The sequence below is a fragment of the Hymenobacter metallicola genome (assembly GCF_004745645.1).
In the GTDB taxonomy this organism is placed as follows: domain Bacteria; phylum Bacteroidota; class Bacteroidia; order Cytophagales; family Hymenobacteraceae; genus Hymenobacter; species Hymenobacter metallicola.
Genome location: NZ_SRMB01000002.1, coordinates 152,249 through 176,704, shown reverse-complemented (window position 1 = coordinate 176,704; position 24,456 = coordinate 152,249). Strand labels below are relative to the sequence as shown.

Here is a 24,456-nt window from a genome sequence, read left to right as displayed (position 1 = left end):
TCCAGCCTATTAAAACACAAAAACAGCTGCATTGCTAATTTGAATAGTAGAACGGCCGAGGTTCTTGCTAATTTTTACTAAAAACAGGGAGCATTTTGGGCGTGTAAAGCGTTACCTTTATTCAACGCAATACCTGAATATAGCCCCGCTATGCGCGAACCATTCATGACCGGTGGCAACGACCACATGGACTCCGGCGAAAAAGAAATTGACAAAGCGCTACGTCCCCTCAGTTTCGCCGACTTCACTGGCCAGGCCAAAGTAGTCGACAACCTGCAGATCTTTGTGGGGGCGGCCAAGCAGCGTGGCGAAGCCCTCGACCACGTGCTCCTGCACGGGCCTCCCGGCCTGGGCAAAACGACCCTGTCCCACATCATTGCCAACGAGCTGGGTGCCGGCATCAAGATGACCTCGGGCCCGGTGCTCGACAAGCCCTCGGACCTAGCCGGCCTGCTCACCAACCTGGACCCGCACGACGTGCTGTTCATCGACGAGATTCACCGCCTGAATCCCGTGGTGGAAGAGTACCTGTACTCGGCCATGGAGGATTACCGCATCGACATCCTGCTCGACTCGGGCCCGAATGCCCGCTCGGTGCAGATTTCTCTGAGCCCTTTTACCCTTATCGGGGCCACCACGCGTAGCGGCATGCTGACCTCGCCGTTGCGGGCCCGCTTCGGCATCAGCTCCCGCCTGGAGTACTATGACGCCAAGCTGCTGACCGACATCGTGATGCGCTCGGCCGAAATCCTGGCCACGCCCATCTACGAGGATGCGGCCTTCGAAATTGCCCGCCGCTCCCGCGGTACGCCCCGGATTGCCAACAACCTGCTGCGTCGTACCCGCGACTTTGCCCAGATCAAAGGCACCGGCACCATCACCGTCGACATTGCCCAGTTTGCCCTCAACGCCCTCGACGTGGACCACCACGGCCTCGACGACATGGACAAGCGCATCCTGACCACCATCATCGACAAGTTCAAGGGTGGCCCGGTGGGTATCAGCACCATTGCCACGGCCTGCGGCGAGGAAGCCGAGACCATCGAGGAAGTGTACGAGCCTTTCCTGATTCAGGAAGGCTACATCAAGCGCACCAGCCGGGGCCGCGAAGCCACCGAAGCCGCCTACAAGCACCTCGGCAAGCTCATGCCCCAGCACCTGCGCGGCAACTCGCCCGGGGACTTGTTTGAGCAGCAGTAAGCAGATTCATTTATTAAGGGAGCTAAAAGGAAGCTTTTAGCTCCCTTTTCTTTTGTCTTTGCTCTGGTGAATGGGTCGGCCGCAGACCCAGCAGCGGCGATGCCCATATAATGGCAAACCTCTAAAACCCTTTTTTAATGGAGAAAGTAAAGCTGAAATCTTTTCTTGGGACGACTCAGGCTCCGGCTGATACAGAGCAGAGGGAAAACTACTGGCAGCTGATTGGCAAAAGCGGGGAAATCATTGATGCAAATGAAAATCACGACGGGCGGGTACTGGTACTGTTTGACAACAATCTGGACGACTATGATTTAGAGAGTCATAATCCTGTCAAGAACTCGCTCTGGATTCGCCTTTCTGATTTGGCAATAGAAGGGTAAGTGAGACAACAAATGCGTTTTTTCGTCCCAACCGGTCGTTGGTAAAAGGCAGGCGTACCCGAACTACCCGGGTGCGCTTTTTTGTTGTCCCCGAATTACGGCAAGCTCCTAATGTGGAAATCTGCGGGTAGCTGCCTCGTTCTCCCGACCTTTGCCTGATGCTGGCCTCCGATCTTATCCGCTCCGACCGAACTGCCTTTATCAAGCGCCGCGCGGCGGAGCTGGGCTTTATGTACTGCGGGATTTCCAAGGCTGAGTTTCTGGAAGAAGAAGCGCCCCGGCTCGAAAGCTGGCTCAACCAGAACATGAACGGCAAGATGGCCTACATGGCCAACCACTTCGACAAGCGCCTCGACCCGCGCCTGCTCGTGGATGGGGCCAAGTCGGTTATTTCCCTGCTGCTCAATTATTACCCGGCTCCGGAAGACCAGCAGCCCGCCGACGCCGATACGCTCAAGATCAGCAAATACGCCTACGGCCGCGACTACCACTTTGTCATTAAGGACAAGCTCAAGGAGCTGCTCCAGGACATGCAGGCCGAAATAGGGGAGGTGGGCGGCCGGGTCTTTGTCGATTCGGCGCCGGTGATGGACAAGGTCTGGGCCAAGAAGAGTGGCCTGGGCTGGGTCGGCAAAAACTCCAACCTGATTACGCCCGGCGTGGGCAGCTTCTACTTCATTGCCGAGCTCATCGTGGACGTGGACCTGGACTACGACGGGCCCATCAAGGATTACTGCGGCACCTGCACCAAATGCGTAGATGCCTGCCCGACAGACGCCATTACCAACCCCTACGTGGTGGATGGCAGCAAGTGCATCAGCTATTTCACTATTGAGCTCAAGGACCAGATTCCGCAGGAAGTGGCGGGCAAGTTTGGCAATTGGGTTTTCGGCTGCGACATCTGCCAGGATGTATGCCCCTGGAACCGCTTTGCCAAGCCGCATACCGAGCCCCAGTTTCTACCCCATGCCCAGCTGCCCCACCTGAAGACCAACGACTGGCAGGAAATCACCCACGAATTGTTCACGGAGCTGTTTCGGCAGTCGGCAGTGAAACGAACGGGCTATGCGGGCCTAACACGAAACATCCGGTTCGTGACGAACGAACCGGATGCACCGTTTGGGGATGAATAGATGGTGGAAAGAAGAGAAAGGGTGAACGAAGGACGAGTTGCTCAGGCGGCCGTGGCAAACACTCGATTCAGGATGCCGCGGTAGATTTTAGCAAACTGTTGATAGCACCAGGCTTTCAACTCGGCTAACTCCGTCGGGACAAGCATGCGGAAACCTTTGCGCAGCTCTTTCTCAAATAGAATTTTGTCGAAGCTGACTTTTAGCAGGATGGTTTTAACGTATTCCAGCATCGGTCAAGGTTGTTTTGGGTAGGTTGGGTAGGTTGGGGGATGAGGGCAGGCACTGTATACGAGAGCCGCTGAAAAAGCTGCGGCTGGGAGGCTGATACGGAACAACTTTACTGAAAGATACAAGAATAAACTCTGATAGTACAAGCTGAGCGGTGACTTTAACCTATTAGTAATACAAAAAAAGAACGGCCGAAGCCGTTCCGAAGGTCTTGTTCCAAAGTGTACTTAGCGCTACACCAGAAAGAGCCCCGCAATAGACGTGGCCGTGGGCGCCGTCATAGGCTCGTCGAAGGCCTCGCCTAAGCTAATCGTGGCTTGCTCGCGCGTGCCCGTTACCACTAAGGAAGTGGCTTTGGGAAAATAATTAACAAGGTCGGGCAGGAGCTGACGGGCTGCCTCCTCTCCGGCATACACGGCATCGGTTACCCCGGCTGTGGTAATGCTTTCATCCTTGGTGCTGATCCAGGGACGAACGTTGGCGCCAAGTGCGCGGCGCATGCCGCGAATGTGGGCGGCGTGACGGGCTTCTACGGCATGGATGCGCAACGCGGCGTCGAGTAGGTCGTTATCGGTTATCAGCGCGTCAACCTGACCTTTATAGGCTCGCACGCCCGTGTCTTCCAGCAGTTGAGCTACTTTCAAAAAGGTGCCAAAATCCTGGAAAACCGTGGGAAACAGGGGCGTCCGAGTGCCGTTTTTACTGCCCGTAAAATCAAAAGTCGGTTTCGCTGGCACTTCCACTCCGGAAGCCCTTAACGTAGCCTGCAGAAAAGCAACATGGTCTTGCTCGTGCTTGGCAATCTGCTCGATAACGGCTTTTGTGGTACCCGGGAAGGCTAGAGAAGAACTCAGGGCCCGGCTGTAAAAGTCGCTTTCCAGGTACTCCAGCGTGAGGGCTAGCGTAAAAGCATCCAGAATAGTCGACGACTTGCGGCCATAAGCCTTGGTGAGCACCGCGCCAAAAGCCAGGGGCACGGCGGCGGCTACGGCCCGCCGGCCGGTCTGGCCCAGGCTGGTAAGCGCCCCCCGGCGGCCACTAAGCCGCTCGTAGGAATCAGGGTCGACAGCAACCAGGTCAGCGAGTAATTTGAGAATATTCATGGGCAGAAAAATAGCAGAGCTGAAGCCTGTGCTTAGGCCGTCGGCAACCCGGACGTAATGACGGTGAAGGGAAAAAACTTAACGGCGGCCTCGATTACCTGTAGTGGGGTAAGAGCCGTAGCCATGCCCGTGTACCGGCCGCTGGTTTCAACGACACCGGTAAAAGCCGGAGCCTGAGCCAAGTCGTGGATAAAGGCCGCGTGCCGGGCCTCTACCGAGGCAATTTTGCCGGCGGCTACCAGAAACGCCTTGCTCGTAAAAAGCTTGCCGGCTCCGTTGTAAGCCGCTACGCCCAGGTCCTCAAACGTGCGAGCTGCGGCCAGCACGCCGGCCCGGGTAGTCAGGGTAAGCGAAGTAAAGTCAAACTCAACGGTGGGAATAGCATTGGCACCCAGCAACTCCTTTAGGTACTCGCGGTGAATGACCTCATGGTCGCGTAGCTCCGTGAACAGGGCCAGCTCTTCCTTAGGCATGTCGGCTGGGGGCGTATCCAGCACCTTTTGGTAGAATGCCGCCTCCAGTTGCTCGAGTAAATAGGCGTAATTCAGCACGCCCGCGTCGTTGGAGCCCAGGTTGAGGACGTTGGTAGTTGTGGGCTGCACCACTTCGGTGTCTTTGCACCCGGCCAGCACCAGCGTAGAAGCGGCCACGGTAGCGCCGGCTACCTGGAAAAAGGAGCGGCGCCGCATTGTACGGGCCAGAAAAGAAGTTTTCATAAGCAGACTAACTCCCAACACTACCGCACCAAGCACGGCTCTGGGTTCAACAAAGGTAACTTGTTCTGATGGGATCCTCTAATGGGGCAGTAGGTTGCATAAAAAAGGCGTCTTCTGTTCGAAGACGCCTTTTTTGGTAGGCAGAAAACTGTTGCCAGACTAGAACGTGGCCGTTGCGCGGGCAATGGCCGTTACGGTCGTGTTGTCGAGGCCTTCGTCGAAGGCCGCGCTTACATCTTCCACTGTGTAAGTAGTACCCAGGCCCGTGGCTAAGTTTGAAATACCGCCCTGAGCTAGGTTGCTTTCTGCCGGGAAGGTAGCTACGGGGTTGCCGGCGCCATACACAACAGCCGGTGCGCCATTGGCATCCGCGTTGTTGATCCAGGGGAAAATGGTGGATTGGGCACCTGCCGTGGCACCGCGCCGCATGTAGCGGATGTGGGCGGCGTGACGGGCTTCTACCGAGTGAATTTGCAGGGCTACAGTGAGCAGGTTTACCACGGCACCACCAACAGTGGGGTTCAGCGTGCGGGGAATGTTGCCAGCTTGGCCTTTGTAGGCGCGTACTCCGGTATCTTCCAGCGCCTGTGCCACGGTCAGGAAACCGGGGTAGGTAGCGAAGGCCGAACCAAAGTCGAAGCCGTTGGCCGGAGCCGGAGCCGCATTCGAGCCCAGGGCCGCCGTCAGCAGGTTCACGTGGGCCAACTCGTGGGCCCGGATGGTTTCGATGGCCGTGCGGGCTGCCCCGGTCAGCGTGCCGGTGAGTGTAGCTGCTTTCAGAGCCTGGTCGTAGAAGCTGTACTCCAGGCGCTCGAGCAGCAGCGCGTAGTTCAGAATGCCGTTGGCATCGGTAAGGGTATTCTGGCCCATGGCCTTGTTGAAGGCCGAACCAACCGCAATAGGAGCCGCGGCCAGCGCCATTTTCTTGCTGAAGTCACCCAGGGCCGACAAGGCGCTGCGGCGGTGCGAGAGGCGGTCCATCACTTCAGGATCCACCTTTTCCAACTCGGCAATTATTTTGAACAGATTCATAGCAGTGAGAAGTCAGTTGTGAGAAGGTGGATTACTTGCCGACGTTGTCGCCGTTGATCTTTTCCTTGATGTAAGGCTGGGCGGCGGTCAGCACGGCCGACACCGAAAGGGCCTGGTCAAGTCCCGACGTATTTACCACATCGTTGCCGGCGAAGCTGCCGGGGGTGAGCAAGTCGCGGATGTAGGCCGCGTGCCGGGCTTCTACCGACACGATTTTACCGGCCAGCAGCAAGTAGGTTCCGTTCTGGATAAGCTGTCCGGCACCGTTGTAAGCCGCTACGCCCAGGTCTTCAAAGGTCTTGGCGGCGGTCAGTACCTGGGTGCGGTCGGTGAAATTGATTTTGCTGAAATCCGGATTCAGGCCAGGAATTGCCTGATTGGTTGGAATTGCAGCTTTAAAGAAGTCACGGTGGATGGCTTCGTGCTTGGAAATAGCAGTCAAGGCTGCGCGCTCGTCAGTAGTGATGCCCGTGTAAGGAGTTGCGATTACCTGCGCGTAGAAGGCTGCCTCGAGCTGTTCCAACGCGTAGGCGTAGTTCAAGACGCCGATATCCCCCGAGCCCAGGCTAACCGTGCCGGGAGCCGTTACGGTGTCCTCGTCGTCGCTGCAACCGGAAAGGATAAGGGCCGTGGCACCTGCCGTAGCGCCGGCATACATGAAGAAAGAACGTCTTTTAATCGGAGCATAGAGAGGCTTGGTGAAGTCAGCCTCATCCCCACCGGAGTTGATGATCTTGGACATGGGAGGAAAAATTAGGGGTGAATGGAAAGTAAAGACAAAGCGCTGCCAGGACGGCCCAAAAGCCGTTTTTTGCGCAGAGCAACCAGTAAATTTGTTGTGGTTGAGGTGATTTACGGCGCAGCTAAAAAAACGGATTGCTATTGTCGAGCTTTTTATGTATACCTATTGGGGTATATTGGGTGTCGGACTGAGCCGGTAAAGGCGCCTCCACACTGGCAGACACGTTTTTACGTAGCTTTGCAGCCTCTTTTTTTCGTTGAATGGCTGCCACACTTCGTTTGATTTTTTTGCTGTTGCTGCTCTGGGGCACTGCTGCTCCCGAGCTGCGGGCCCAAACCGGGGCAGCCCAGGCCGATATTGTGCTCGGCCGGCCAGCTTTTCCGGTCAACGACTATTTTACCATCAGCTTTCGGCTGCGTGGGGCCAAGCTGGAGCGTTATTCGCCCTTCCCCGATATCGAAGGATTCAAGAAGAGCAGCAAGTCGAGCACAACGACTACGCGGATCGTAGGGGGCCAAACCTCGACCGAGCTGACCATTACCCAGCGCTACGCGGCCTACGCGGAAGGTGAGTTTGAGTTGAAACCCTTCACCATGACCGTGAACGGGCTGACGGTGCAGTCGGCCGGGGCCAAGCTGCAGGTGCAAGCCCAGCAGGCTGCAGCGCCGGCACCGCCCGGCGGCGCTACCCAGGGCATCGGCCTGCTCGACAAGCTCTTCGGCAAGCCCAAGCCGCAGGAATATGTAGAGCCGCACGACAATGCGTTTCTGGCCCTGGTACCCGATAAAACCTCAGTGTTTGTGGGCGAGGGAGTGCACGTGGGGTTGTATTTCTACCTGACCCCCGAGGACCAAGGCTTGCTGAGTTTTTACAACTTTGGGGGGCAGCTACCCGAAATTCTGCAGCTGCTGCGGCAGCGCACGGCCTGGGAAGAGCCGTTCAACGAACAGGAAATATTGCCCGAGACCGTAACGGCGGGCGGCAAAACCTACCTGCGCTACCGCCTCTACGAAGCCGAGTATTACCCCCTGAACACCCAGCCCCTGCAGTTTCCGGAGGTGCCGCTGCAAATGGTGAAGTACCGGGTGGCCAAAAAGCCCGAGGCTGGCCTCGACAACCGCATGGAAGGCTTTAAAACCTACCGTACCGTAGCCCGCACCATTACCGTGAAGCCGCTGCCGCCCCACCCGCTGCGGGACCAGGTGCCCGTCGGCGACTACCGCCTGCGCGAAGCCATTGACCGCACCGCTTTCCGGACCGGGCAGGCATTCACCTATTCGTTTATGGTAGAGGGTGAAGGCAACCTGGCCGCGGTGTCCGCCCCGGTGCCGGTGCTGCCGGCTACCGTCGAAGTATACGGCCCCGACAGTGAACTGGGCCTGACCCGGCAAGCCGGGCGGGTAGGCGGCAGCAAGCGGTTCCGGTACCGCCTCATAGCGCGCCGCCCCGGGGTATTGGCACTCGATAGTATCTTTTCACTTATCGTGTTCAACCCGACCACAGCCCGTTACGACACGCTGCAGCCGGAGGTGCGCCCCACTATCAAAGGAGCCGCTAGCAGTTCGGTGTCCTTTTCGGCACGGCCAGATGACCCGTTTTATCAGGATGTGCTTGAGTCGGCCGATAACACCCTGCAGCCCCTGGATACTTATACACAGGTGCAGCGCTACGCGAATTATATTCTGCTGGTGCTGGGTGGGCTGGCCCTGGTTGGGTGGTGGCGCAGCGGCCGGGCCTCCTAAAGCCTTTCGAGTTGCTCTCTAGGACGAAAAAAACAGCAGCCAGCCGGTAGCTTCCGGCACAAATCAAGTTTTTAGCGGTTCCTTTGCGGCATCCGAACTGATTTTTTTGCCCATGAATACCTTTGGCACTTTATTCCGCATTACCACTTTCGGCGAGTCGCACGGGCCGGGTATTGGGGTTATTATCGACGGTTGCCCGGCCGGCATTGCCGTGGAGGGGGCCACCATTCAGGCAGCCCTGGACCGGCGCCGCCCCGGGCAGTCGGAGCTGACTACCCCGCGCCGGGAGGCCGACCAGGTAGAGATTCTGTCGGGCATTTTCGAAGGCTATACCACCGGCACGCCCATTAGCCTGCTGATTCGCAACCAGGACCAGGCCAGCCACGATTATTCGCATATCGAGCACGCCTACCGTCCCTCGCACGCCGACTATACCTACGACCAGAAGTACGGCCGTCGTGACCACCGGGGTGGGGGCCGTAGCTCGGCCCGCGAAACGGCCGCCCGCGTGGCCGCCGGGGCCATTGCCGCCCAGTTTCTGACCCAGCACGGTATTACAGCGCTTAGCTACGTGTCGCAGGTAGGGGCCGTAGCCGTGCCCGTGGGGTACGAACAGCTCGACCTGAGCCTGATTGAAAGCAACATGGTGCGTTGCCCCCACCCCGAAACGGCCGAGCAGATGACCGAGCTGATTCGCCAGACCCGGAACCGGCACGATACCGTGGGGGGCCTGGTAACGGGCGTGGTGCGGGGCGTACCGGCCGGCCTGGGCGAGCCGGTGTTCGATAAGCTGCACGCTGAGCTGGGCAAAGCCATGTTGAGCATCAATGCCGTGAAGGGCTTCGAATATGGTTCCGGGTTTGCCGGCACCCTGCTGTTTGGCTCCGAGCACAACGATGCCTTCTATACCGATGAGCAGGGCACCGTTCGGACCCGAACCAACCACTCGGGCGGCATTCAGGGCGGCATTAGCAACGGACAGGATATTTACTTCCGCGTGGCCTTCAAGCCAGTGGCAACGATTTTGCAACCCCAGACGACCATCAACGACCAGGGCGAAGAAATAACCCTGGCCGGCAAGGGCCGGCACGACCCCTGCGTGCTGCCCCGGGCCGTGCCTATCGTGGATGCCATGACCAACCTGGTGCTGGCCGATATGCTGCTGCGGGCCCGGGCCAATAAGGTGTAGGGCCGCAAATAAAGGCGGGAGTAAAAAAGTTGTCCTACTGGTCCTGCAGTAATACTAGAGCTCCTGCCAACCCCGGCACGAACCTGGATATCGCAGTTTTATATCAATGGTGACGGCCAGCTTGGTATCACCGGAGTGGTTCCTTCCGTACCTTTGGAACATATAGCCGGTGGCACGGTTTTACCGCCGTTGCTGTTTACTTCTACAGCGCTACTCCTGCGTCTTCTCTTTTGTCTCCAAGTCTTTCAAACATGGCTGATACCCTCACTTCCCCCGCTGCCCCGGTTTCTATCTACGCCGAAGCCAGCCCCAACCCCGAATCCATGAAGTTCGTGCTCAACACCCAGCTGCTTAGCGAGGGGGTGAGCGTGGATTATCCGAATCTGGAGGCGGCTGCCAATTCTCCCCTGGCCCAGGAGCTCTTCAATTTCGACTACGTAGGCCGCGTCTTTATTGCCGCCAACTTTGTGACCATCACCAAGACCTCGGACCTGACCTGGACGCACCTCATCCCCGAGCTGCGCACCTTCCTCAAGTCGTACGTGGAGGCGGGTGGCCCCATCTTCACCGTGGACCCCGCCGCCGAGCAGAAAGCCGCCCAGCACGCTGCCGCTACCGGCGACGCTTCGGAGCAGGATCAGCAGATCAGCCAAAAGGTTATCGACCTGCTCGAGAACTACGTGCGCCCCGCTGTGGAGCAGGACGGTGGCAACATCACCTTCCGTTCCTACAAGCAAGGCGTGGTGACCGTGAACCTGCAGGGTTCGTGCTCGGGCTGCCCCTCGGCTACGGTTACGCTGAAGTCGGGAATCGAGAACCTGCTCAAGCGCATGGTGCCAGAGGTAACCGAAGTCGTAGCCGAAGGCATTACGGTATAGGTTCTTGCTGAAAGTTTATAGAAAAAGCCCGGCTGGAGCATCCAACCGGGCTTTTTCGTGCAGAATACTTTCTGTCAGGAGAGCCAACCGGACTTATTTGTTTGGCCCTGTCGGGTGGGTGCGGTCTAGCGGCTTTTTACGGTAAAGGCCCGGCTGACATTGAAGCCGAAGTAAATATCGCCGTCGAAAAAGTTGCCGGTGGTCTGGGGCACGAAAAACTTCTCAATCATGCCCTGAGCGTTGGTGAAATGCAGCTGGAACACGTGGCCGCCGGTTTCGATATCCACGCCGAGGCCCAAGGCGTTCCGTGTATCGTCGGCGGTGGCGCCGGGCAGCAGGTAGAAGTAGTCGGCCGTGAGGGCCAGCCGCTTGGTGATTTTCTGGCGCACGGCAGCTCCCAGGGCGTACACGTCGTTCTGGTCGCGGCGGGTTTCTACGAAGTTGCGGTGAATCAGCGTGGGCATGAGCTGCACCGACAGCGCGGGGCTAAACTTGCGGGCAATCAGGGCCTGGTAGGTGTAGGTCAGCCGGGTGCGGGTGGTGCGCTCCGCCTCCCGGAACCGGAGCGAGGTAAGGGCCGAGCTAGCCAGCAGCGTCACCGAAATCGGCATGGCCCTTGGCCCGCTGCTTTGCCGCAGCGCGCGGTATTTCACAAAGCCGTCGAAGGTTTTCTCCTGGGAGCTGCGCCCGATACCCAGGGCCAGCCGGTCGTTGAGGCCGTACTCAAAGCTGAGGCGCAGCACCGCCTGGTCGAGCCCGAAGAAGTTGTAGGCCCCGCTGTTCAGGGTGCCGAAGCGGTGCTGAATCAAGAACAGCAGCGTGCCCTCGCCCGGGGTTTCAATCGACTGGCTGTTGATGATGTGGGTGCCTTTAAAGGTGGCCTGCGTGATATCCGGCGCCTGGCTACTGTCAACTTTGGCTTCCAGTTCGTTGAGCAAGTCGTTCTGGGCCAGCGCCGGGGTGGTGCTGGCCAGCAGTAGCAAGCTGCCTAGTAGCCTCCAGGATAGAAAGCGGGGTACCTGTCTCATCGGGAGAAAGAAGTTTGGGGTGGGGTGGTTGGGGCACAGGTGAAAGCCAGGGTTACCTCCACGGTTTTGGCAATATTGTCGCGCACCAAGGCCGGAATCTCAATGTTGTAGTCGGCCGGCGCTACCGTAAACTTCGACCGGACCAGCAACTGGTGGTCTTTCACCTCCAGGGTGCCCGGCACTTTCACGCGGCGCTTTACCCCGTGAATGGTTAGGTCGCCCTCCACCTGCACGCTCTGGGGGCCGGTCGGCGGAAGCTGCCCGGGCTGGAAGTTGACTACCGCTCCGGAAAAAGTGGCTTTCGGGAATTTGTCGGATTCTACATAGTTCTCGTTGAAGTGCTCCTGCATTAGGGTGCGCTTAAAGACGAACGACTTCATGGGCACGCTAAAGGCTACTTGTCCGGTACTTAAGTCAAGCACGCCGGCGGCCTGGTTGCTGCGGGCCTCAATGTCTTCGAGGGGCGTACCGGAGAAAAAGCTGATGAGCCCGGCCCGGGTGGAGTATTTGCCCTGGGCCTGAGCGGTCGGCAACAGCAGCAGGCTTAGCCCGAATGCTAGTAGATGTCTCATAAGAAGCACGGGTTAATTATTAGGAGCCTTATCCTCAACCCACTTTTTGATGCGGGCAATGTCACAGTCTGAAAGCTTGGGCATGCCCTGGGGCATGGGGGAGAAGCCGTCGGCGTGGCTGACGACGCCCACTAGCAAGCCGCTGTCGGCGTAGCGCTTCACCTGGGTGTAGCCCTCCAGATTTACATTGCCGCTCGGGAAGCGGGAACTGTGGCAGGTGCGGCAGTTCTGGTCCAGAATAGGCGAGATGGTAGCGCTGTAAGTAGTGCTGAGCACCTCGCAGGCTACGGTAGGCTGGTTTTCGAACAGTTCCTCGGCGTTATCGTAGGCGCAACTGCTGAGCATAGCCAGTCCGCCAACCAGAAAAAGCACTGGGCGTAGCATAGGAAATAGGAAATGAGGGGAGAAGACCGGCGCTTAGTGCGTCGGCAGCAAGTGGTATTTAAGGCTGAAAAACACACCGGCGCTGCTGAGCTTCACCTTGCCGAAGCCCACGCCGCCCAAGGGCACCTTCACGAACGGCTCGACTTGCCCCGACCAGCGGCTGGCCAGACTCCGCTCGTAGCCCGCCGACAGGTTTACCACGCTCAACCAGTGGTTGGAGCCCCTGGTCACGTTCCAGTCGCGCGAGTAGTACTTGCCGTAGTACTCGTAGTCGTAGGAGTACTGCTCGTCGCGCATGAGCAGGGAGGTTAGGCCCGCCGACACAAACACGGCAGTGTGCGCACTATGCACCACGTCGTAGCGCAAGTTGATTGGCAAATCGGTAATACGGCACACGGCGTCTACCTTATCAATGGTGTAGTTGCCGGTCCAGGTGCCGTCCGGTACGGTGTAGTCGCTGCCCCGGGCCACGTAGCGTTTTACCGAGCGAATGGCCGCCACGTTCAGCCGCAGCCGGTCGGTGAAGCGGTATTCAACCAACACGCCCAGGTTGCTGCCCGGCGAGGTCGTTTTCGTCCAGCCCACTGTGCTCAGTTCCGGCGCATACAGCCCGCCAATACTCAGGCGGTAGGTCGGCTTGCGGCTACTGGGTTGGTTCTCGTTGCGCACGGAGTCGGCGGGTGCCGGCAGCGCCGGAGTGGTAGCGGGTGCCACAGCGGGCACCGCCGCAACGGCCGAGTCAGCCACCAGGGTGGCTCCTGAAGAGCGGTCGGGGAGGGGCTCACTACCCGGCTGCGTAGCCGCTGCAACAGCTGTTTCAGGAGCCACCGGTGCGGGCGCCGTGGTATGATTGTCGTCGGCAACCAGGGGGGAGGAAGGTGAAATTAGCGGGCGAGTTGGATCTGTGGCCGCTCCCGTTGCCGCCCCGCCGGGTACGGCCGGTAGCGGCTGGCCGCTCGGCTGGTTTTCTGCCAACTGAGTCGGAGCACTGCTTTCAGCCGATGCCATTGCTATAAGCCTGTTCTGGCCGACCACGGTTGTCGAGCGGGATTCTGCCGCTGCCCGAACCGTAGCCCTTTGCCGCTGGGTTCGGGTTGCCGCTATCAACAAGCGAATTGGACGACGCTCTGGCCTCGCTACGCGGGTGGGCTGCTCTATGCTGGTCATTGGGCGGGCAGCGGGCGAGGCGGGGGCTTCTTGCTGAATGCTAGCTGCTACAAGTGCAGCCCTTGGTGTGCCCGACTGCGGCCGGGTGGGAAGGGCCGTAGCAGCTGCTATCCTTGCTTGAGTGGCTGGTTGGGGGTGGTTGGTTTCCGCTGGGCTCGTAACCGCTGGCAGGGTGGAAGCCAGGGCAGCGGTTTTTTCGGGTTGCTGATACTGGCTAAGGCCAAACCAGCCCAGCAGGGCCAGTAGCACTACTACGGCTTCGAGGGCAAAAATGCGTAGCACCCGCTGGCGCACCAGCTGCTGAGCGGCCGCTGCATCCAGCTTCCGTTCCATCTGCAGCCAGGCGCTGAGGTTGTATTCGTCGGGGTAGTTCTCGGCGCCCCGCTGAAACAGCGCGTCAAGTTCTTCATCCGACATATCCGGCGTACGCATGGTGACTAGTTTTTTTAAGAATGTATTTGAGGTGGGCGCGCGCCTTAGACAAGTTTGATTTGGAAGCGCCTACCGAGATACCCAGCTGGCTGCTTACTTCTTCGTGCGTGTATCCGTCAATGACGTACAGGTTGAACACCGTACGGTAAGCGGGGGAAAGCTGCTGAATCAGGCGCAGCAGCTCTTCGTAGGAAAGGTTGTCGAGGGCCGGGTTGCCAGCATCAGCCTCGGCATAGGCCGCGTCGGTCAGTTCCTGCTGGTGCTGGTGTTTTTCCTGGCTGCGGTACTGGTCGATGGCCGTGTGAATCATGATGCGCTTCAGCCAGCCACGGAACGAGCCACTGACCTCGTGGCGGGCTACGTCGAAGCGGCTCACGTCGCGGAAAACCTTCATGAACCCGTCGTTTACGGCTTCCATGGCTTCGTCGCGGGTGCGGGTGTAGCGCAAGCAAATGCTCATGGCAAAGCTATAGTAGAGCCCATACAGCCGCCGCTGCGCGTCGCGCTCCGCCCGCCGGCAACCAGCCAGCAGGGCAGTAAGCATCTCGGGGTCGTGGTCGGTATGGGGCACGGCAGCGGGGGTTATATCTAGCGACTCGGGGGCGCCCGCGAAAAGGTTGCCTTGAAAATTAAAATTTAAGAATATGACGGATAGCCAGCTCGGTTTTGGCTATAAAAAAAGCCCGGCCGTTGCGGGCCGGGCTTTTTTAAGCGGATAAAGACAATCCTTATTGTACCGTGGTCGACAGCTTGGGAGCGTCAGCATCGGTAATAACGGTCGAGGTAGTCGTGCCCCGCTCGCGGGCTTCCTTGCGGCCGTAGGTGTCGAGGATAATCGGCGTAGCGATGAACAGCGACGAATACGTACCGAAGATGATACCCACAATCATGGCGAAGGAGAACGAGCGCAGCGTCTCACCACCGAAGATGTAGAGCACGATTACTACCAGGAATACCGTGGTAAACGTAATCATCGTGCGGGAGAACGTGCTGTTCAGGGCGGGGTTCACTACCTGCGCAAACGTCAGGTGCGGATTCTCGCGCAGGTATTCCCGAATTCGGTCGTAGATAACCACGGTATCGTTCATCGAGAAGCCGATGATGGTCAGCACGGCCGCCACGAAGATCTGGTCCATTTCGTAGTTCAGACCGAACAGACGGGCAATGGGGTAGGCGGCAATAACCAGCAGGGCATCGTGGAAGAGAGCAATTACGGCGGCCATCGAGTACTGCCACTTTTCGAAGCGGAACAGTACGTAGACGAAGATACCCAGCAGGGTCAGGCCCAGGCTCAGCACCGAAGTCTTCTTGATGTCGTCGGCAATAGTAGCGCCTACTTTCGAGGTGCTCTTGATCTGCGGGTTGTCGGCCCCGTATTGCTTCAGGCCGGCCAGCAGGGCGTTCTGTACTTTCTCGTCGGCGGCTACACTCTCGTCTTCGGCCAAGTAGCCGGTAGTGATGCGCAGACGGTTCGGAGCACCGAAGGTTTTCACCTCCGTACCAGCACCCTTGAAGTCATCAGCCAACGATTCTTTCACATCGGAAGCAACCTCGGCTTTGTTAAAGTCAACCACGTAGCTGCGGCCACCGCGGAAGTCAACCCCCAGGTTGGGACCACCTTGCACGGCCATCAGCACAAAGCCAATGATGATGAAGATGGTCGAGGTGATGTAGGCAATCTTACGCTTGCCCACGATGTCGAAGTTCAGGCCCTTAAACAGGTGACGCGAAATCGGGGTGCTGAAGGTGATGCTGGTCGTTTCCTTGCCTTTCGTGAGCCACTCAATGATAAGGCGTGACACAAACACGGCCGACAGGAACGAGGTCAATACGCCGATACCCAGCGTGATGGCGAAGTTCTGTACCGGACCCGTACCGAAGAAGCCCAGGATGATGGCAATCAGCATCGTCGTCACGTTCGAGTCGAAGATGGCCGAGAAAGCACGGGCGTACCCTTTGTTGATGGCATCCTTCACGGTCAGGCCGTGGTCAAGTTCTTCGCGAATCCGTTCGAAGATCAGTACGTTGGCATCCACGGCCATACCGAAGGTCAGTACCAGACCGGCAATACCAGGCAGGGTGAGGGCCGTGCCGAACTGAGCCAGAACGCCCAGAATCAGGAAGCCGTTGAAGAGCAGGGCCGCATCAGCCACTAGGCCAGCCTTGCCGTAGTACACGGCCATGAAAATCATAATCAGCACTAAGCCAGCCAGCGACGAGTACAAGCCCTGGTTGATGGCTTCCTGACCGAGCGAAGGACCTACTACGGCCTCTTCCACGATGCGCGTCGGAGCGGGCAGCTTACCGGCCTTCAGTACGTTGGCCAAGTCCTGAGCTTCTTCGATGGAGAAGTTGCCCGAGATGCTGGAGTTGCCACCGGCAATTTCAGCCTGCACTACGGGAGCCGAGTACACATAGTCGTCGAGCACGATGGCTACCTGACGGCCAATGTTGGCGGCCGTCAGACGCTGCCATTTCTTGGCGCCCGAAGGGTTCATCTGCATCGAAACCTCGGGCCGGCCGCCCTGGTCGTAGTCCTGGCGGGCGTCCGATACTACTTCGCCACCCAGCGGAGCCGTAGCCTCGCGCGACTTGCGGATAGCGTAGAGCTGCAGGTATTCCTGGCCCTCGATTACTTCAGGCTTCACGCCCCACAGGAAAGTCAGGTTGGAAGGCAGTACAGCGCGTACTTCGGGAGTCTTCATCAGCGAATTCACCCGGGCCGTGTCGCGCACGTTCGAACCCAGGGCGCCGGGCATGGTGAAGAGCTTGGCCAGGGCGCTGCTCTGCTGGGGGTTGGCCGAATCGGCTTTGGCCGTGGTAGCGGCGTTCTTTTTAGCCAGCTGGCTGGCCAGCGAAGTAGAGTCGCCAGCGGCGGCGGCAGCTGTAGCAGTAGTGTCGGTAGTTGCCGGCGTAGTAGCGGCGGTGCCGGTGAGTTTCTCCGCAGCTTCTTTGGCCGTCAGCACTTCGTTGAGCTGGTTGAAGTAAGGACCGAACTCGTCGGTGCGCCATACTTCCCAGAACTCCAGCTTGGCCTGGCCCTGCAGCAGCTTGCGCACCCGGTCGGGGTTGTCTACGCCGGGCAGCTCAATCTGAATGCGGCCCGTGCCTTTCACGCGCTGAATGTTGGGCTGGTTCACGCCGAACTTGTCGACGCGGGTCCGCAGAATGTTGAAGGAGCGGTCAATGGCTTCCTCCTCTTCCTTGTCGATGGCGGCAATTACTTTCTCGTTGGTCGAGTTGATGTCGATGCCGCGGCTCTTGTTGGTTGTGTTAGCGAAGATGCGGGCCAGACGGTCGTTGGGCGCGATAGTACGGTAGGCCTGAGCAAACAGGGCTGTGAAGGGAGTCGAAGGGTTGGTCTTCTGCAACTCCTGGGCCTGGGCCAGGGCTTTGTTGAAGTTCGGGTCTTTGGAATTGCCCGACATAGCCCGCACGATTTCCACCGGCGAAACTTCCAGTGTCACGTGCATGCCGCCTTTCAGGTCAAGGCCGAGGCCCAGCTCCGAGGCGCGTACGTCGCGGTACGTGTAGGGGCCAAATACGGGGGCGCGCCACACCGAGTCGAGGTAGTGCTGACGCTGGCGTTCCACCAGCTTGCCACTCTTGGAGGCATAGTTTACCGCATCTTTCTGCACCCCACGCGAGATGTAAGTGAAGAAGAGGAAGTACGCGCATAAGGCCGTAACAACGGCTGTCAGCGCGATAATAAGTCCTTTATTACGCATTGAAAGAAAATAAAATGAAGTCGGGGAAAAGCAATCCGGATTGGGCGTCTTAGCCTACACACGAGTCTGCTGCACTTGCAAAAGCACGCCGGCTACCGGGAGCCGGTCGGAGTTGGCCGGCCCCGCTACGGAGCGTGCGGCGACAAGGCTGCGACCAGCAGCCGGGAGCGGAACAAATCGGGGACGGCACTGGGGCGGGGCTGCAGGGAGGCCGTGCGCCCCAGCGGCCGAGGCCATACCAGTGGTTCGATGCTTGGCTGCCACGCTTCGGCGGCGGGCGCCAGCCACAGGCCCAGGGGGGCTGTGGCTTCCAGGGTTACTTTTTGCTTTACTACCGCCGCTTTGGGCCCCACGCCCACGCGCGTTTCCTTGCCCACCGGAATCCGGAAGGTGGCAACGGCCTGGTGGTTCAGCGAGAGCACAAACAGCAGGGTAGCTGTGAGCAGCGTGAAGCGCAGGCGAGGCAAAAAGTGGGAGATACAGACCGACATTCTCAAAGCAATGGCTACAAATATAGCCAAACCCGGCAGCGCGGGCAAGGCAAACTGGGCAGAACAGGCATTAAAAGACTAACAAACGTTGGCAAAATCCGTAGCCATCGGGCAGTTCGGCTCAGCTTAGAGGGCCAAACCCGACTTCGGGGCTTCTGGTGCCAAGCCCTCAGTTTTTTCACAAAAAAAGTCCTGACCAACTGCTGGTCAGGACTTCTCAGGTAGTTCTGCAGGCTTCAAAGCCCACACAAAGACTTTACTGCTTGGCTTCCGTCACCTTACTGCGCAAATACGAGACGAGTACTTCCAGCCCCCGCTCGAAGTGGCGGTTGTTGGGAATCACAATGTCGGCATCCTGCTTGAAGGGCTTGATATATTTCTCGTAGGTGGGCGCTACGTGGTTGGTGTAGCGGTAAAGCACGTCCTCCAGGTCGTAGCCCCGCTCATCCCGGTCGCGCACGATGCGGCGCTGCAGCTTCACATGTTCCCGGGCGTCGATATAGACCTTCAGATCGAGTAGCTTGGCCACCTCCTCGAAGTAAAACACGAAGATGCCCTCTACTACCACAATAGGCGCGGGCCGAAACACCAGCTCGGCCGGCTTTACGTTGGGATTATTAAAGGTGTACTCCAAGCGGCGCACTTCCTTGCCCTGGCTGATTTGCAGCACATCGGCCGCGTAGGAGGCCGAGTCGATGGAAGAGGGCAGGTCGAAGTTGGTTACGCCATTGACATCAATCGACTGACTTTCGCGGGGGTGGTAATAGTTGTCCTGGGAAATCAGACAGATGTCTTCTTCCGGAAACGAGGCCAACAGGCGGCGCAGAAAGGTGGTTTTGCCCGAGGCGCTGCCGCCCGTGATACCGACGATGAAAGGATGTTGCATGGGGGTGGGAAGTGGCCCGTACCGACAGGGCCAACCCTGCAAAAGTAGCAAAATGACTTGGGTGCCGACGGTTTCTGACCCCAGAACAGCGGAAATTTTCCGCTTCCGCTACTTTTTTGCCTCTATTTTCTGGAAAAAGGCAATTAATTGCTCGACTGCCCGGGCCCGGTGGCTCAGGGTGTTTTTTTCGGCTAAGCTCATTTCCGCGAAGGTTAGGGTGTGTCCGGTAGGCTGGAAAACGGGGTCGTAGCCAAAGCCGTCGACGCCGCGTATTTCGGGGGTAATTTTCCCCGCCACGGCACCGGCAAATTCGTGCACGCTACCGTCGGGCAACACCAAGGCAATAACGGTCCGGAACTGAGCCGCCCGGTTTAGCTGCCCTTGCAACTCGTGCAGCAGCTTGGCCACGTTGTCGGCGGCGGAGCGCTGGGGGCCGGCGTAGCGCGCCGAGTACACGCCCGGCGCCCCGCCTAATGCGGCTACTTCCAGCCCGGTATCATCGGCAAAGCAGGAGGTCTGGTAATGCTGCCACACATACTCGGCTTTCTGCCGGGCGTTGCCTTCCAGGGTAGACTGCGTTTCGGGCAGCTCTTCGTAGCACCCGATATCCTGCAGGCTGACCAGTTCGATACTGGCCGGCAGCATCGCCCGGACTTCGGTGAGCTTGTGCTCGTTATTGGTCGCAAAACAAATCCGCATGAGTGGTAGGGTGGTGAAATAGTGAGTTAAAAAGCGGGGTTGGCAGCAGTTTCAATCTGCACCGAATACGACCAAGCCCGCCGGCCAAAGATACGGGCACAAAAAAACCGGCTCCGCGCCGGCTTGGTTATTCGATACCTCCGCGTCTCGCTGTTTCACCGAAACATGGACTTGATGCTGCCCCACGAGCGTTGTACGGCACTAGGCGTGGTACTCAGCACCGTAGTATAGGTCTGGTCGCCGGTAGAAGTGTGTACCACTAGTCGGTAAGTAAAAGGGCCACCGTTGATGCCCCGGTACAGGTTGGTGTCCAGAAATTGGTAGCGGCGCAGGCTGCCGGGCTGCATCGTAATCATGTGGGCAAACGAGGGCTCGTTGTTCGCCTTGCGCCAGATATCGTAGGACTGCACCCCGGCCTCGTTGGTGGTTTCCCATTCTACCCGTACGTTGCTACCGTCGAAAGTGGCCTGGAACAGCGTAATAGTGGCCCCGTACGCCAGCGTAGCGACCAGCAGCCAGAAAACAGCGAATACAGTAACCTTACGGGTCATAATGGAAGCAATAAGAGCGCGATAAGGAGTAGCTGAGCAGAAACCAAAAATAAACATTTTCCACTGCTAGCCGCTGATAATCCAACCAAATATAGAAAAGACGACTTACGTTTTTAAATTCCGGAGCTAACGTGTACTTTTGCAGTCCCTTCCGCAAAATCGGCAGGGCCAGAAGGTATTAACGGCATCACGACCATGAAAAAGAACATCCACCCCGAGTATCGCGAAGTTGTGTTCCAGGACACGTCCAGCGACTTTAAATTCATCACCCGCTCGACGATGAACTCCAACGAAACCATCACGATGGAGGACGGCAAGACTTACCCCGTCATCAAGGTGGAAGTTAGCAGCGCCTCGCACCCTTTCTACACCGGCAAAAACGTGTTTATCGACACCGCTGGCCGCGTTGAGAAATTCCGCAACCGCTACCAGAAGAAGTAATTCTGGTCAGTGGCCGCACGCGGATGCCTGCAGCTTACTAGCATATCTAAAACTCCTTTCGGCTTCGCCGGAAGGAGTTTTTTGTTGGCCGAAAGCAAAGCTGCTGGCCAATTTTAAGCCGCAAAGTTGGGCCAGTAGCAAGTGGTTCTACCCCCAAGGCGCTAACTTGCCGCTTCAAATTTTGGCCTCCGCTTTACGCTTATTTCTCTCCGCTTCGCATGACTGTTCTGCTTTTCGATGACCCCGCTATCCGGCCCAAACTGCTGCCTTTTACCTTCACGCGCCCAGTGGCGGCTCTGCGTTGCGGCATCCTGACGGTAGCCGAAAAGTGGCAGCACCGCTTGCAGCAGCCGGTGCATTACCTCACCGAAACGTATCTGCAGGGCAAGTATCCCGCGGGTCCCATCGGCGGCCCAGCGCTGGTTATCAACGGAGCCGTGTGCCCCGATGAGTTGCTGACCAAACAGGTGCAGGCCCTGCAGCCCGGCCAGGCTCTAATGGATGGCAGTCTGCTCGTGGCGGCGCATCTGGCCGAGGCCACCAATATTGCCGAACTGATTCAGGATGGATTTGCGGACACCAAGGAAGTAGCCGAGCCCGTCATTGCCTTGCGCGAGGTATGGCACCTGTTTTTGCAGAACGGCGCCGAAATCCGCCGCGACTTTGCTTTGCTTACCCAAGGTCGGGTGTCGCAGCCGGTGGGTGATGCGCACACCATCGTGTATGCCCCCGAGAATATCTTTATCGAGGAAGGGGTAAAAATCCGGGCCGCTATTCTCAACGCTGAGGACGGCCCGATTTATCTGGGTAAAAACTCCCAGGTACACGAAGGCGCCATCATAAAAGGGCCCTTGGCTCTGTGTGAAGGCTCGCACATTAATGTCGGGGCCAAGATGCGCGGCGACAATACCGTGGGCCCGTACAGCAAAGTAGGGGGCGAAGTTGGCAATTCCATCCTGCTGGGGTATTCCAACAAGGGCCACGACGGCTACCTGGGCAACTCCGTCATCGGCGAATGGTGCAACCTGGGCGCCGATACCAATACCTCCAATCTGAAGAATAACTACGCGCCGGTTAAAATCTGGAGCCACAGCGCTGGCCGCTTCGTGAGCACGGGCCAGCAGTTCTGCGGCCTGATGATGGGCGACCATAGCAAGTGCGGCATCAACACGATGTTCAACACCGGCACGGTGGTAGGCGTGGGCGCCAATATCTTCGGGGCGGGCTTCCCGCGCACGTTTATTCCGTCCTTCAGCTGGGGCGGTTCCGCGGGTTTCGAGACCTTCAAGATGCCCAAAGTAGCCGAAGTTGCCGAGCGCGTCATGGCCCGTCGTCACCTCGAGTACGACGCCACCGAGCAAGCCATCATGCAGCACGTGTTTGAGGCCACGGCCAAAGACCGGATTTGGGAAAAAGCCGTCGGCAAGGACGTGCCCACCCAAACAGCTGAGTAATCAATTACCAATGCGCTTTTCTGCAATACCTGGTCAAACGGATGTCAAGCGCGTGCTGGTGCAAACGGTGCACCGGCAGCACGTGGCCCACGCTCAGCTGTTTCGCGGGGCCGAAGGTTCGGCAGCCCTGGCCTTGGCCCTGGCTTACGCCACCTTTCTGAATTGTGAGCAGCGGGGCCCCGCCGCGCAGGATTCCTGCGGACACTGCGCCGCCTGCCAGAAATCCGATAAGCTGATTCACCCCGACCTGAACTTTATTCTGCCGGTTACCACAACTAAAGCCGTGGCCAAGGATGCCGTCAGCAGCAAGTTTGCCGCCGACTGGCGCAGCTTCGTGCTGGAGAATCCGTATCAGGGCCTCAACGACTGGATGCAGCATATTGGCGCCGACAACAAGCAGGGCAGCATTTCCAAGGAGGAAAGCCTACAGCTCCTCAAGCTTGTGTCGCTGAAAGCCTTCGAGGGACAGTTCAAGATTGTGGTCATCTGGCTGCCCGAGCTGATGCATCCGGCGGCCGCTAACGCCGTGCTCAAACTCCTGGAAGAGCCGCCACCCGCCACTATTTTTCTGCTGGTAAGCTTTTCGCCGGAGCAGCTGCTGCCAACCATTATCAGCCGGGTGCAGCCCGTGGTAGTGCGGCCTTATTCCGAAGCTGAGATTACGGAGTTTTTGCGCGACCAGCACCACGTGCCCGAAGTAAAAGCCCGGCAAATTGCCCAACTAACGGAAGGCAACTTAGGCGCCGCGCTGGCCGCCCGGGAAGCCACCTCGGATAATGACTACTTTACATTCTTCGTGGAGTGGATGCGGCAGTGCTATGGCTATAAGGTGGATTTGATTCTGGCCAAAACCGATGAGTTTCAGAAGATGGGCCGCGAAAACCAGAAGGAATTTCTGCAATTCGGACTCGGTATTCTGCGCAAGGTGCTCCTGTTTGGCATCGATGCGCAGTTTGTTCCTCACTTGCCAGCCAATGAGCAGCAGTTCGTAACGGGTTTCAGCTGCTTTGTTCACCGGGGCAATGCTGACGCACTGAGCCAGGAACTGAACGATGCCCACTACCACATTGAGCGCAACGCCAATCCTCGCATGGTCTTCGTGGATATGTCGCTACGCATTGCCGAGCTGCTGAAAATCCCGGCCTAGAGGCCAGAAACGCAGAAAATACAGTTTGCTAAACTGCTATAGCTAGTGCTAAACCACCTATAGCCGGCTTAGACTTGGTAAGCATCGTACCTTTGCACAATCAATAATGCGTAGTCTGGCGCAGGAATCCAAAAGCAGTTTTTGCCGTTTGGGTAGCTTCCGCAACCGGCTCTTTTTTCTTCCGCATGAATCTTCACCGTCCTATTCGTATCGGTACCCGTGGGAGCCGTTTGGCTCTTTGGCAGGCGCATCACGTAGCTGCCTGTTTGGAGCTCGCCCAGCTTTCAACCGAAATCGTCATTATCACCACCAAAGGAGACGTGGTCTTGGACCGCTCCCTGGATAAGATCGGGGCGAAGGGCGTCTTCACCGAAGAGCTGGAAGAGAGCCTGCGCTCAGGAGCAATTGATATTGCCGTACACAGCGCCAAGGACGTGCAAAGCAGCATTCCCGAAGACCTGGAGCTCCTGGCTTTCATGGAGCGTGAAAAGGTGAACGACGTTATTATCAGCTTCGACCCCGACTTGTCGCTCGACCGGCCCGACTTGGTATTGGGCACCAGCAGCACTCGTCGCAAAGCCATGCTGCGCCGCTTTTACCCGAACGCCACTACCGCCGAAGCCCGGGGCAACCTGCAAACCCGCTTGCGCAAGCTGGAAGAAGGGCAGTATCACGCCTTAGTGCTGGCTTATGCCGGGGTACACCGCATGGAGTATGACGAGCTAATCCGCTTTGTGCTGCCCGAAACGCAATTCGTACCCGCTACCGGCCAGGGTAGTGTAGCCGTAGAGTGCGCCCGTAGTTTGGAGCCCGCCTTGAAAGCCGAGCTGCACCGGATTCTGGACCACCAGCCTACGCACACCTGCCTGCTGGCCGAACGGGCTTTTTTGCGCACTATGGAAGGGGGCTGCAGTATTCCATCTTTTGCGCTGGCTACTTATACCGCCGAAGGTGCTCTGCAATTACATGGCGGGCTGATCAGCCTCGATGGGGAGCAATACCTGGAAGAAATCCTGACTACCGCTGATTTGGGGCAGGCCGAAGTCATGGGCATCGAACTGGCCGAACGTGTCTTAAATCGGGGTGGGCGCGAGATACTGGAGGAAATTCGCAGCCAGCGGGCCGTGAGCTAA

At 58.1% G+C, this 24,456-nt stretch carries 25 protein-coding genes; 10 read left to right on the top strand and 15 right to left on the bottom strand.

What is annotated here, in order from left to right; translation table 11 throughout:
* Positions 1-150 precede the first annotated feature (150 nt).
* From ruvB to queG, 3 genes are all read left to right on the top strand, one after another.
* Positions 151-1,200 (top strand): Holliday junction branch migration DNA helicase RuvB, encoded by a 1,050-nt coding sequence (ruvB, locus tag E5K02_RS11520; RefSeq protein WP_135394961.1) that lies wholly within the window; start codon positions 151-153, stop codon positions 1,198-1,200.
* A gap of 137 nt (positions 1,201-1,337) precedes the next feature.
* The gene (locus E5K02_RS11515) at positions 1,338-1,580 is read left to right on the top strand and encodes a hypothetical protein (protein WP_135394960.1); all 243 of its coding nucleotides are present in this window, start codon (positions 1,338-1,340) and stop codon (positions 1,578-1,580) included.
* A gap of 158 nt (positions 1,581-1,738) precedes the next feature.
* Entirely contained in the window at positions 1,739-2,713 is a 975-nt protein-coding gene (queG, locus tag E5K02_RS11510) for a tRNA epoxyqueuosine(34) reductase QueG (RefSeq protein ID WP_135394959.1), read from the top strand.
* Positions 2,714-2,754: 41 nt separating this feature from the next.
* On the opposite strand, the gene E5K02_RS11505 is transcribed toward queG, so the two are convergent.
* The 5 genes from E5K02_RS11505 to E5K02_RS11485 all read right to left on the bottom strand — a co-directional run bounded on the left by E5K02_RS11505 (position 2,755) and on the right by E5K02_RS11485 (position 6,534).
* Complete coding sequence (locus E5K02_RS11505; protein WP_135394958.1) at positions 2,755-2,943, bottom strand: hypothetical protein; 189 nt, start codon at positions 2,941-2,943, stop codon at positions 2,755-2,757.
* Positions 2,944-3,174: 231 nt separating this feature from the next.
* Positions 3,175-4,044: a ferritin-like domain-containing protein gene (locus tag E5K02_RS11500; protein WP_135394957.1), complete on the bottom strand. Its 870-nt coding sequence runs from the start codon at positions 4,042-4,044 to the stop codon at positions 3,175-3,177.
* A 32-nt stretch (positions 4,045-4,076) separates the two neighbouring features.
* Entirely contained in the window at positions 4,077-4,760 is a 684-nt protein-coding gene (locus E5K02_RS11495; RefSeq protein ID WP_135394956.1) for a ferritin-like domain-containing protein, read from the bottom strand.
* Positions 4,761-4,919: 159 nt separating this feature from the next.
* Entirely contained in the window at positions 4,920-5,792 is an 873-nt protein-coding gene (locus tag E5K02_RS11490) for a ferritin-like domain-containing protein (protein WP_135394955.1), read from the bottom strand.
* Positions 5,793-5,823: 31 nt separating this feature from the next.
* Entirely contained in the window at positions 5,824-6,534 is a 711-nt protein-coding gene (locus E5K02_RS11485; protein ID WP_135394954.1) for a ferritin-like domain-containing protein, read from the bottom strand.
* 260 nt (positions 6,535-6,794) lie between these two features.
* Between E5K02_RS11485 and E5K02_RS11480 the strand changes: the two genes are divergently transcribed.
* The 3 genes from E5K02_RS11480 to E5K02_RS11470 all read left to right on the top strand — a co-directional run bounded on the left by E5K02_RS11480 (position 6,795) and on the right by E5K02_RS11470 (position 10,343).
* On the top strand, positions 6,795-8,276 hold the full coding sequence (locus E5K02_RS11480; RefSeq protein ID WP_135394953.1) for a BatD family protein: 1,482 nt from the start codon (positions 6,795-6,797) through the stop codon (positions 8,274-8,276).
* A 112-nt stretch (positions 8,277-8,388) separates the two neighbouring features.
* A complete protein-coding gene (gene aroC / locus E5K02_RS11475) occupies positions 8,389-9,465 on the top strand; it encodes a chorismate synthase (RefSeq protein ID WP_135394952.1) in 1,077 nt (358 codons plus the stop codon).
* Between the two features lie 251 nt (positions 9,466-9,716).
* The gene (locus E5K02_RS11470) at positions 9,717-10,343 is read left to right on the top strand and encodes a NifU family protein (protein ID WP_135394951.1); all 627 of its coding nucleotides are present in this window, start codon (positions 9,717-9,719) and stop codon (positions 10,341-10,343) included.
* Between the two features lie 125 nt (positions 10,344-10,468).
* Here E5K02_RS11470 and E5K02_RS11465 read toward each other — a convergent pair whose 3' ends face one another.
* The 10 genes from E5K02_RS11465 to E5K02_RS11420 all read right to left on the bottom strand — a co-directional run bounded on the left by E5K02_RS11465 (position 10,469) and on the right by E5K02_RS11420 (position 20,281).
* Entirely contained in the window at positions 10,469-11,371 is a 903-nt protein-coding gene (locus E5K02_RS11465; protein ID WP_135394950.1) for a DUF5777 family beta-barrel protein, read from the bottom strand.
* Positions 11,368-11,943 carry a YceI family protein gene (locus tag E5K02_RS11460; protein ID WP_135394949.1) on the bottom strand — a complete coding sequence of 192 codons (576 nt, stop codon included), beginning with the start codon at positions 11,941-11,943 and terminating at the stop codon, positions 11,368-11,370. Before E5K02_RS11460 ends, E5K02_RS11465 begins: the two co-directional genes overlap by 4 nt.
* Before the next feature lie 12 nt (positions 11,944-11,955).
* A complete protein-coding gene (locus tag E5K02_RS11455; RefSeq protein WP_135394948.1) occupies positions 11,956-12,327 on the bottom strand; it encodes a hypothetical protein in 372 nt (123 codons plus the stop codon).
* A 33-nt stretch (positions 12,328-12,360) separates the two neighbouring features.
* On the bottom strand, positions 12,361-13,926 hold the full coding sequence (locus E5K02_RS11450) for a hypothetical protein (protein ID WP_135394947.1): 1,566 nt from the start codon (positions 13,924-13,926) through the stop codon (positions 12,361-12,363).
* Entirely contained in the window at positions 13,901-14,497 is a 597-nt protein-coding gene (locus E5K02_RS11445) for an RNA polymerase sigma factor (RefSeq protein ID WP_240737249.1), read from the bottom strand. Before E5K02_RS11445 ends, E5K02_RS11450 begins: the two co-directional genes overlap by 26 nt.
* A gap of 157 nt (positions 14,498-14,654) precedes the next feature.
* Entirely contained in the window at positions 14,655-17,654 is a 3,000-nt protein-coding gene (gene secDF, locus E5K02_RS11440) for a protein translocase subunit SecDF (RefSeq protein WP_135394946.1), read from the bottom strand.
* 125 nt (positions 17,655-17,779) lie between these two features.
* Complete coding sequence (locus E5K02_RS11435; protein WP_135394945.1) at positions 17,780-18,145, bottom strand: hypothetical protein; 366 nt, start codon at positions 18,143-18,145, stop codon at positions 17,780-17,782.
* A 256-nt stretch (positions 18,146-18,401) separates the two neighbouring features.
* Entirely contained in the window at positions 18,402-19,031 is a 630-nt protein-coding gene (locus tag E5K02_RS11430) for a uridine kinase family protein (protein WP_135394944.1), read from the bottom strand.
* Between the two features lie 108 nt (positions 19,032-19,139).
* On the bottom strand, positions 19,140-19,730 hold the full coding sequence (locus tag E5K02_RS11425; RefSeq protein ID WP_135394943.1) for a non-canonical purine NTP diphosphatase: 591 nt from the start codon (positions 19,728-19,730) through the stop codon (positions 19,140-19,142).
* A 155-nt stretch (positions 19,731-19,885) separates the two neighbouring features.
* On the bottom strand, positions 19,886-20,281 hold the full coding sequence (locus tag E5K02_RS11420; RefSeq protein WP_135394942.1) for a hypothetical protein: 396 nt from the start codon (positions 20,279-20,281) through the stop codon (positions 19,886-19,888).
* Between the two features lie 195 nt (positions 20,282-20,476).
* Between E5K02_RS11420 and E5K02_RS11415 the strand changes: the two genes are divergently transcribed.
* The 4 genes from E5K02_RS11415 (at position 20,477) to hemC (ending at position 24,456) form a co-directional block, all read left to right on the top strand.
* On the top strand, positions 20,477-20,722 hold the full coding sequence (locus E5K02_RS11415; RefSeq protein WP_135394941.1) for a type B 50S ribosomal protein L31: 246 nt from the start codon (positions 20,477-20,479) through the stop codon (positions 20,720-20,722).
* Between the two features lie 218 nt (positions 20,723-20,940).
* The gene (locus tag E5K02_RS11410; protein WP_135394940.1) at positions 20,941-22,176 is read left to right on the top strand and encodes a GlmU family protein; all 1,236 of its coding nucleotides are present in this window, start codon (positions 20,941-20,943) and stop codon (positions 22,174-22,176) included.
* Positions 22,177-22,186: 10 nt separating this feature from the next.
* The gene (locus E5K02_RS11405; RefSeq protein WP_135394939.1) at positions 22,187-23,323 is read left to right on the top strand and encodes a DNA polymerase III subunit; all 1,137 of its coding nucleotides are present in this window, start codon (positions 22,187-22,189) and stop codon (positions 23,321-23,323) included.
* A 185-nt stretch (positions 23,324-23,508) separates the two neighbouring features.
* Positions 23,509-24,456 (top strand): hydroxymethylbilane synthase, encoded by a 948-nt coding sequence (gene hemC, locus E5K02_RS11400; protein ID WP_135394938.1) that lies wholly within the window; start codon positions 23,509-23,511, stop codon positions 24,454-24,456.

What these genes read in the sequence shown, in the direction of transcription:
- hemC (WP_135394938.1), top strand. Translation starts at nt 23,509, where the DNA reads ATGAATCTTCACCGTCCTATTCGTATCGGTACCCGTGGGAGCCGTTTG.
- E5K02_RS11500 (WP_135394957.1), bottom strand. Translation starts at nt 4,044, where the DNA reads ATGAATATTCTCAAATTACTCGCTGACCTGGTTGCTGTCGACCCTGAT.
- E5K02_RS11420 (WP_135394942.1), bottom strand. Translation starts at nt 20,281, where the DNA reads ATGACCCGTAAGGTTACTGTATTCGCTGTTTTCTGGCTGCTGGTCGCT.
- E5K02_RS11480 (WP_135394953.1), top strand. Translation starts at nt 6,795, where the DNA reads ATGGCTGCCACACTTCGTTTGATTTTTTTGCTGTTGCTGCTCTGGGGC.
- E5K02_RS11410 (WP_135394940.1), top strand. Translation starts at nt 20,941, where the DNA reads ATGACTGTTCTGCTTTTCGATGACCCCGCTATCCGGCCCAAACTGCTG.
- ruvB (WP_135394961.1), top strand. Translation starts at nt 151, where the DNA reads ATGCGCGAACCATTCATGACCGGTGGCAACGACCACATGGACTCCGGC.
- E5K02_RS11415 (WP_135394941.1), top strand. Translation starts at nt 20,477, where the DNA reads ATGAAAAAGAACATCCACCCCGAGTATCGCGAAGTTGTGTTCCAGGAC.
- E5K02_RS11455 (WP_135394948.1), bottom strand. Translation starts at nt 12,327, where the DNA reads ATGCTACGCCCAGTGCTTTTTCTGGTTGGCGGACTGGCTATGCTCAGC.
- E5K02_RS11405 (WP_135394939.1), top strand. Translation starts at nt 22,187, where the DNA reads ATGCGCTTTTCTGCAATACCTGGTCAAACGGATGTCAAGCGCGTGCTG.
- E5K02_RS11425 (WP_135394943.1), bottom strand. Translation starts at nt 19,730, where the DNA reads ATGCGGATTTGTTTTGCGACCAATAACGAGCACAAGCTCACCGAAGTC.
- E5K02_RS11485 (WP_135394954.1), bottom strand. Translation starts at nt 6,534, where the DNA reads ATGTCCAAGATCATCAACTCCGGTGGGGATGAGGCTGACTTCACCAAG.
- aroC (WP_135394952.1), top strand. Translation starts at nt 8,389, where the DNA reads ATGAATACCTTTGGCACTTTATTCCGCATTACCACTTTCGGCGAGTCG.
- E5K02_RS11460 (WP_135394949.1), bottom strand. Translation starts at nt 11,943, where the DNA reads ATGAGACATCTACTAGCATTCGGGCTAAGCCTGCTGCTGTTGCCGACC.
- E5K02_RS11470 (WP_135394951.1), top strand. Translation starts at nt 9,717, where the DNA reads ATGGCTGATACCCTCACTTCCCCCGCTGCCCCGGTTTCTATCTACGCC.
- E5K02_RS11430 (WP_135394944.1), bottom strand. Translation starts at nt 19,031, where the DNA reads ATGCAACATCCTTTCATCGTCGGTATCACGGGCGGCAGCGCCTCGGGC.
- E5K02_RS11490 (WP_135394955.1), bottom strand. Translation starts at nt 5,792, where the DNA reads ATGAATCTGTTCAAAATAATTGCCGAGTTGGAAAAGGTGGATCCTGAA.
- E5K02_RS11505 (WP_135394958.1), bottom strand. Translation starts at nt 2,943, where the DNA reads ATGCTGGAATACGTTAAAACCATCCTGCTAAAAGTCAGCTTCGACAAA.
- E5K02_RS11450 (WP_135394947.1), bottom strand. Translation starts at nt 13,926, where the DNA reads ATGCGTACGCCGGATATGTCGGATGAAGAACTTGACGCGCTGTTTCAG.
- E5K02_RS11435 (WP_135394945.1), bottom strand. Translation starts at nt 18,145, where the DNA reads ATGTCGGTCTGTATCTCCCACTTTTTGCCTCGCCTGCGCTTCACGCTG.
- secDF (WP_135394946.1), bottom strand. Translation starts at nt 17,654, where the DNA reads ATGCGTAATAAAGGACTTATTATCGCGCTGACAGCCGTTGTTACGGCC.
- queG (WP_135394959.1), top strand. Translation starts at nt 1,739, where the DNA reads ATGCTGGCCTCCGATCTTATCCGCTCCGACCGAACTGCCTTTATCAAG.
- E5K02_RS11515 (WP_135394960.1), top strand. Translation starts at nt 1,338, where the DNA reads ATGGAGAAAGTAAAGCTGAAATCTTTTCTTGGGACGACTCAGGCTCCG.
- E5K02_RS11465 (WP_135394950.1), bottom strand. Translation starts at nt 11,371, where the DNA reads ATGAGACAGGTACCCCGCTTTCTATCCTGGAGGCTACTAGGCAGCTTG.
- E5K02_RS11495 (WP_135394956.1), bottom strand. Translation starts at nt 4,760, where the DNA reads ATGAAAACTTCTTTTCTGGCCCGTACAATGCGGCGCCGCTCCTTTTTC.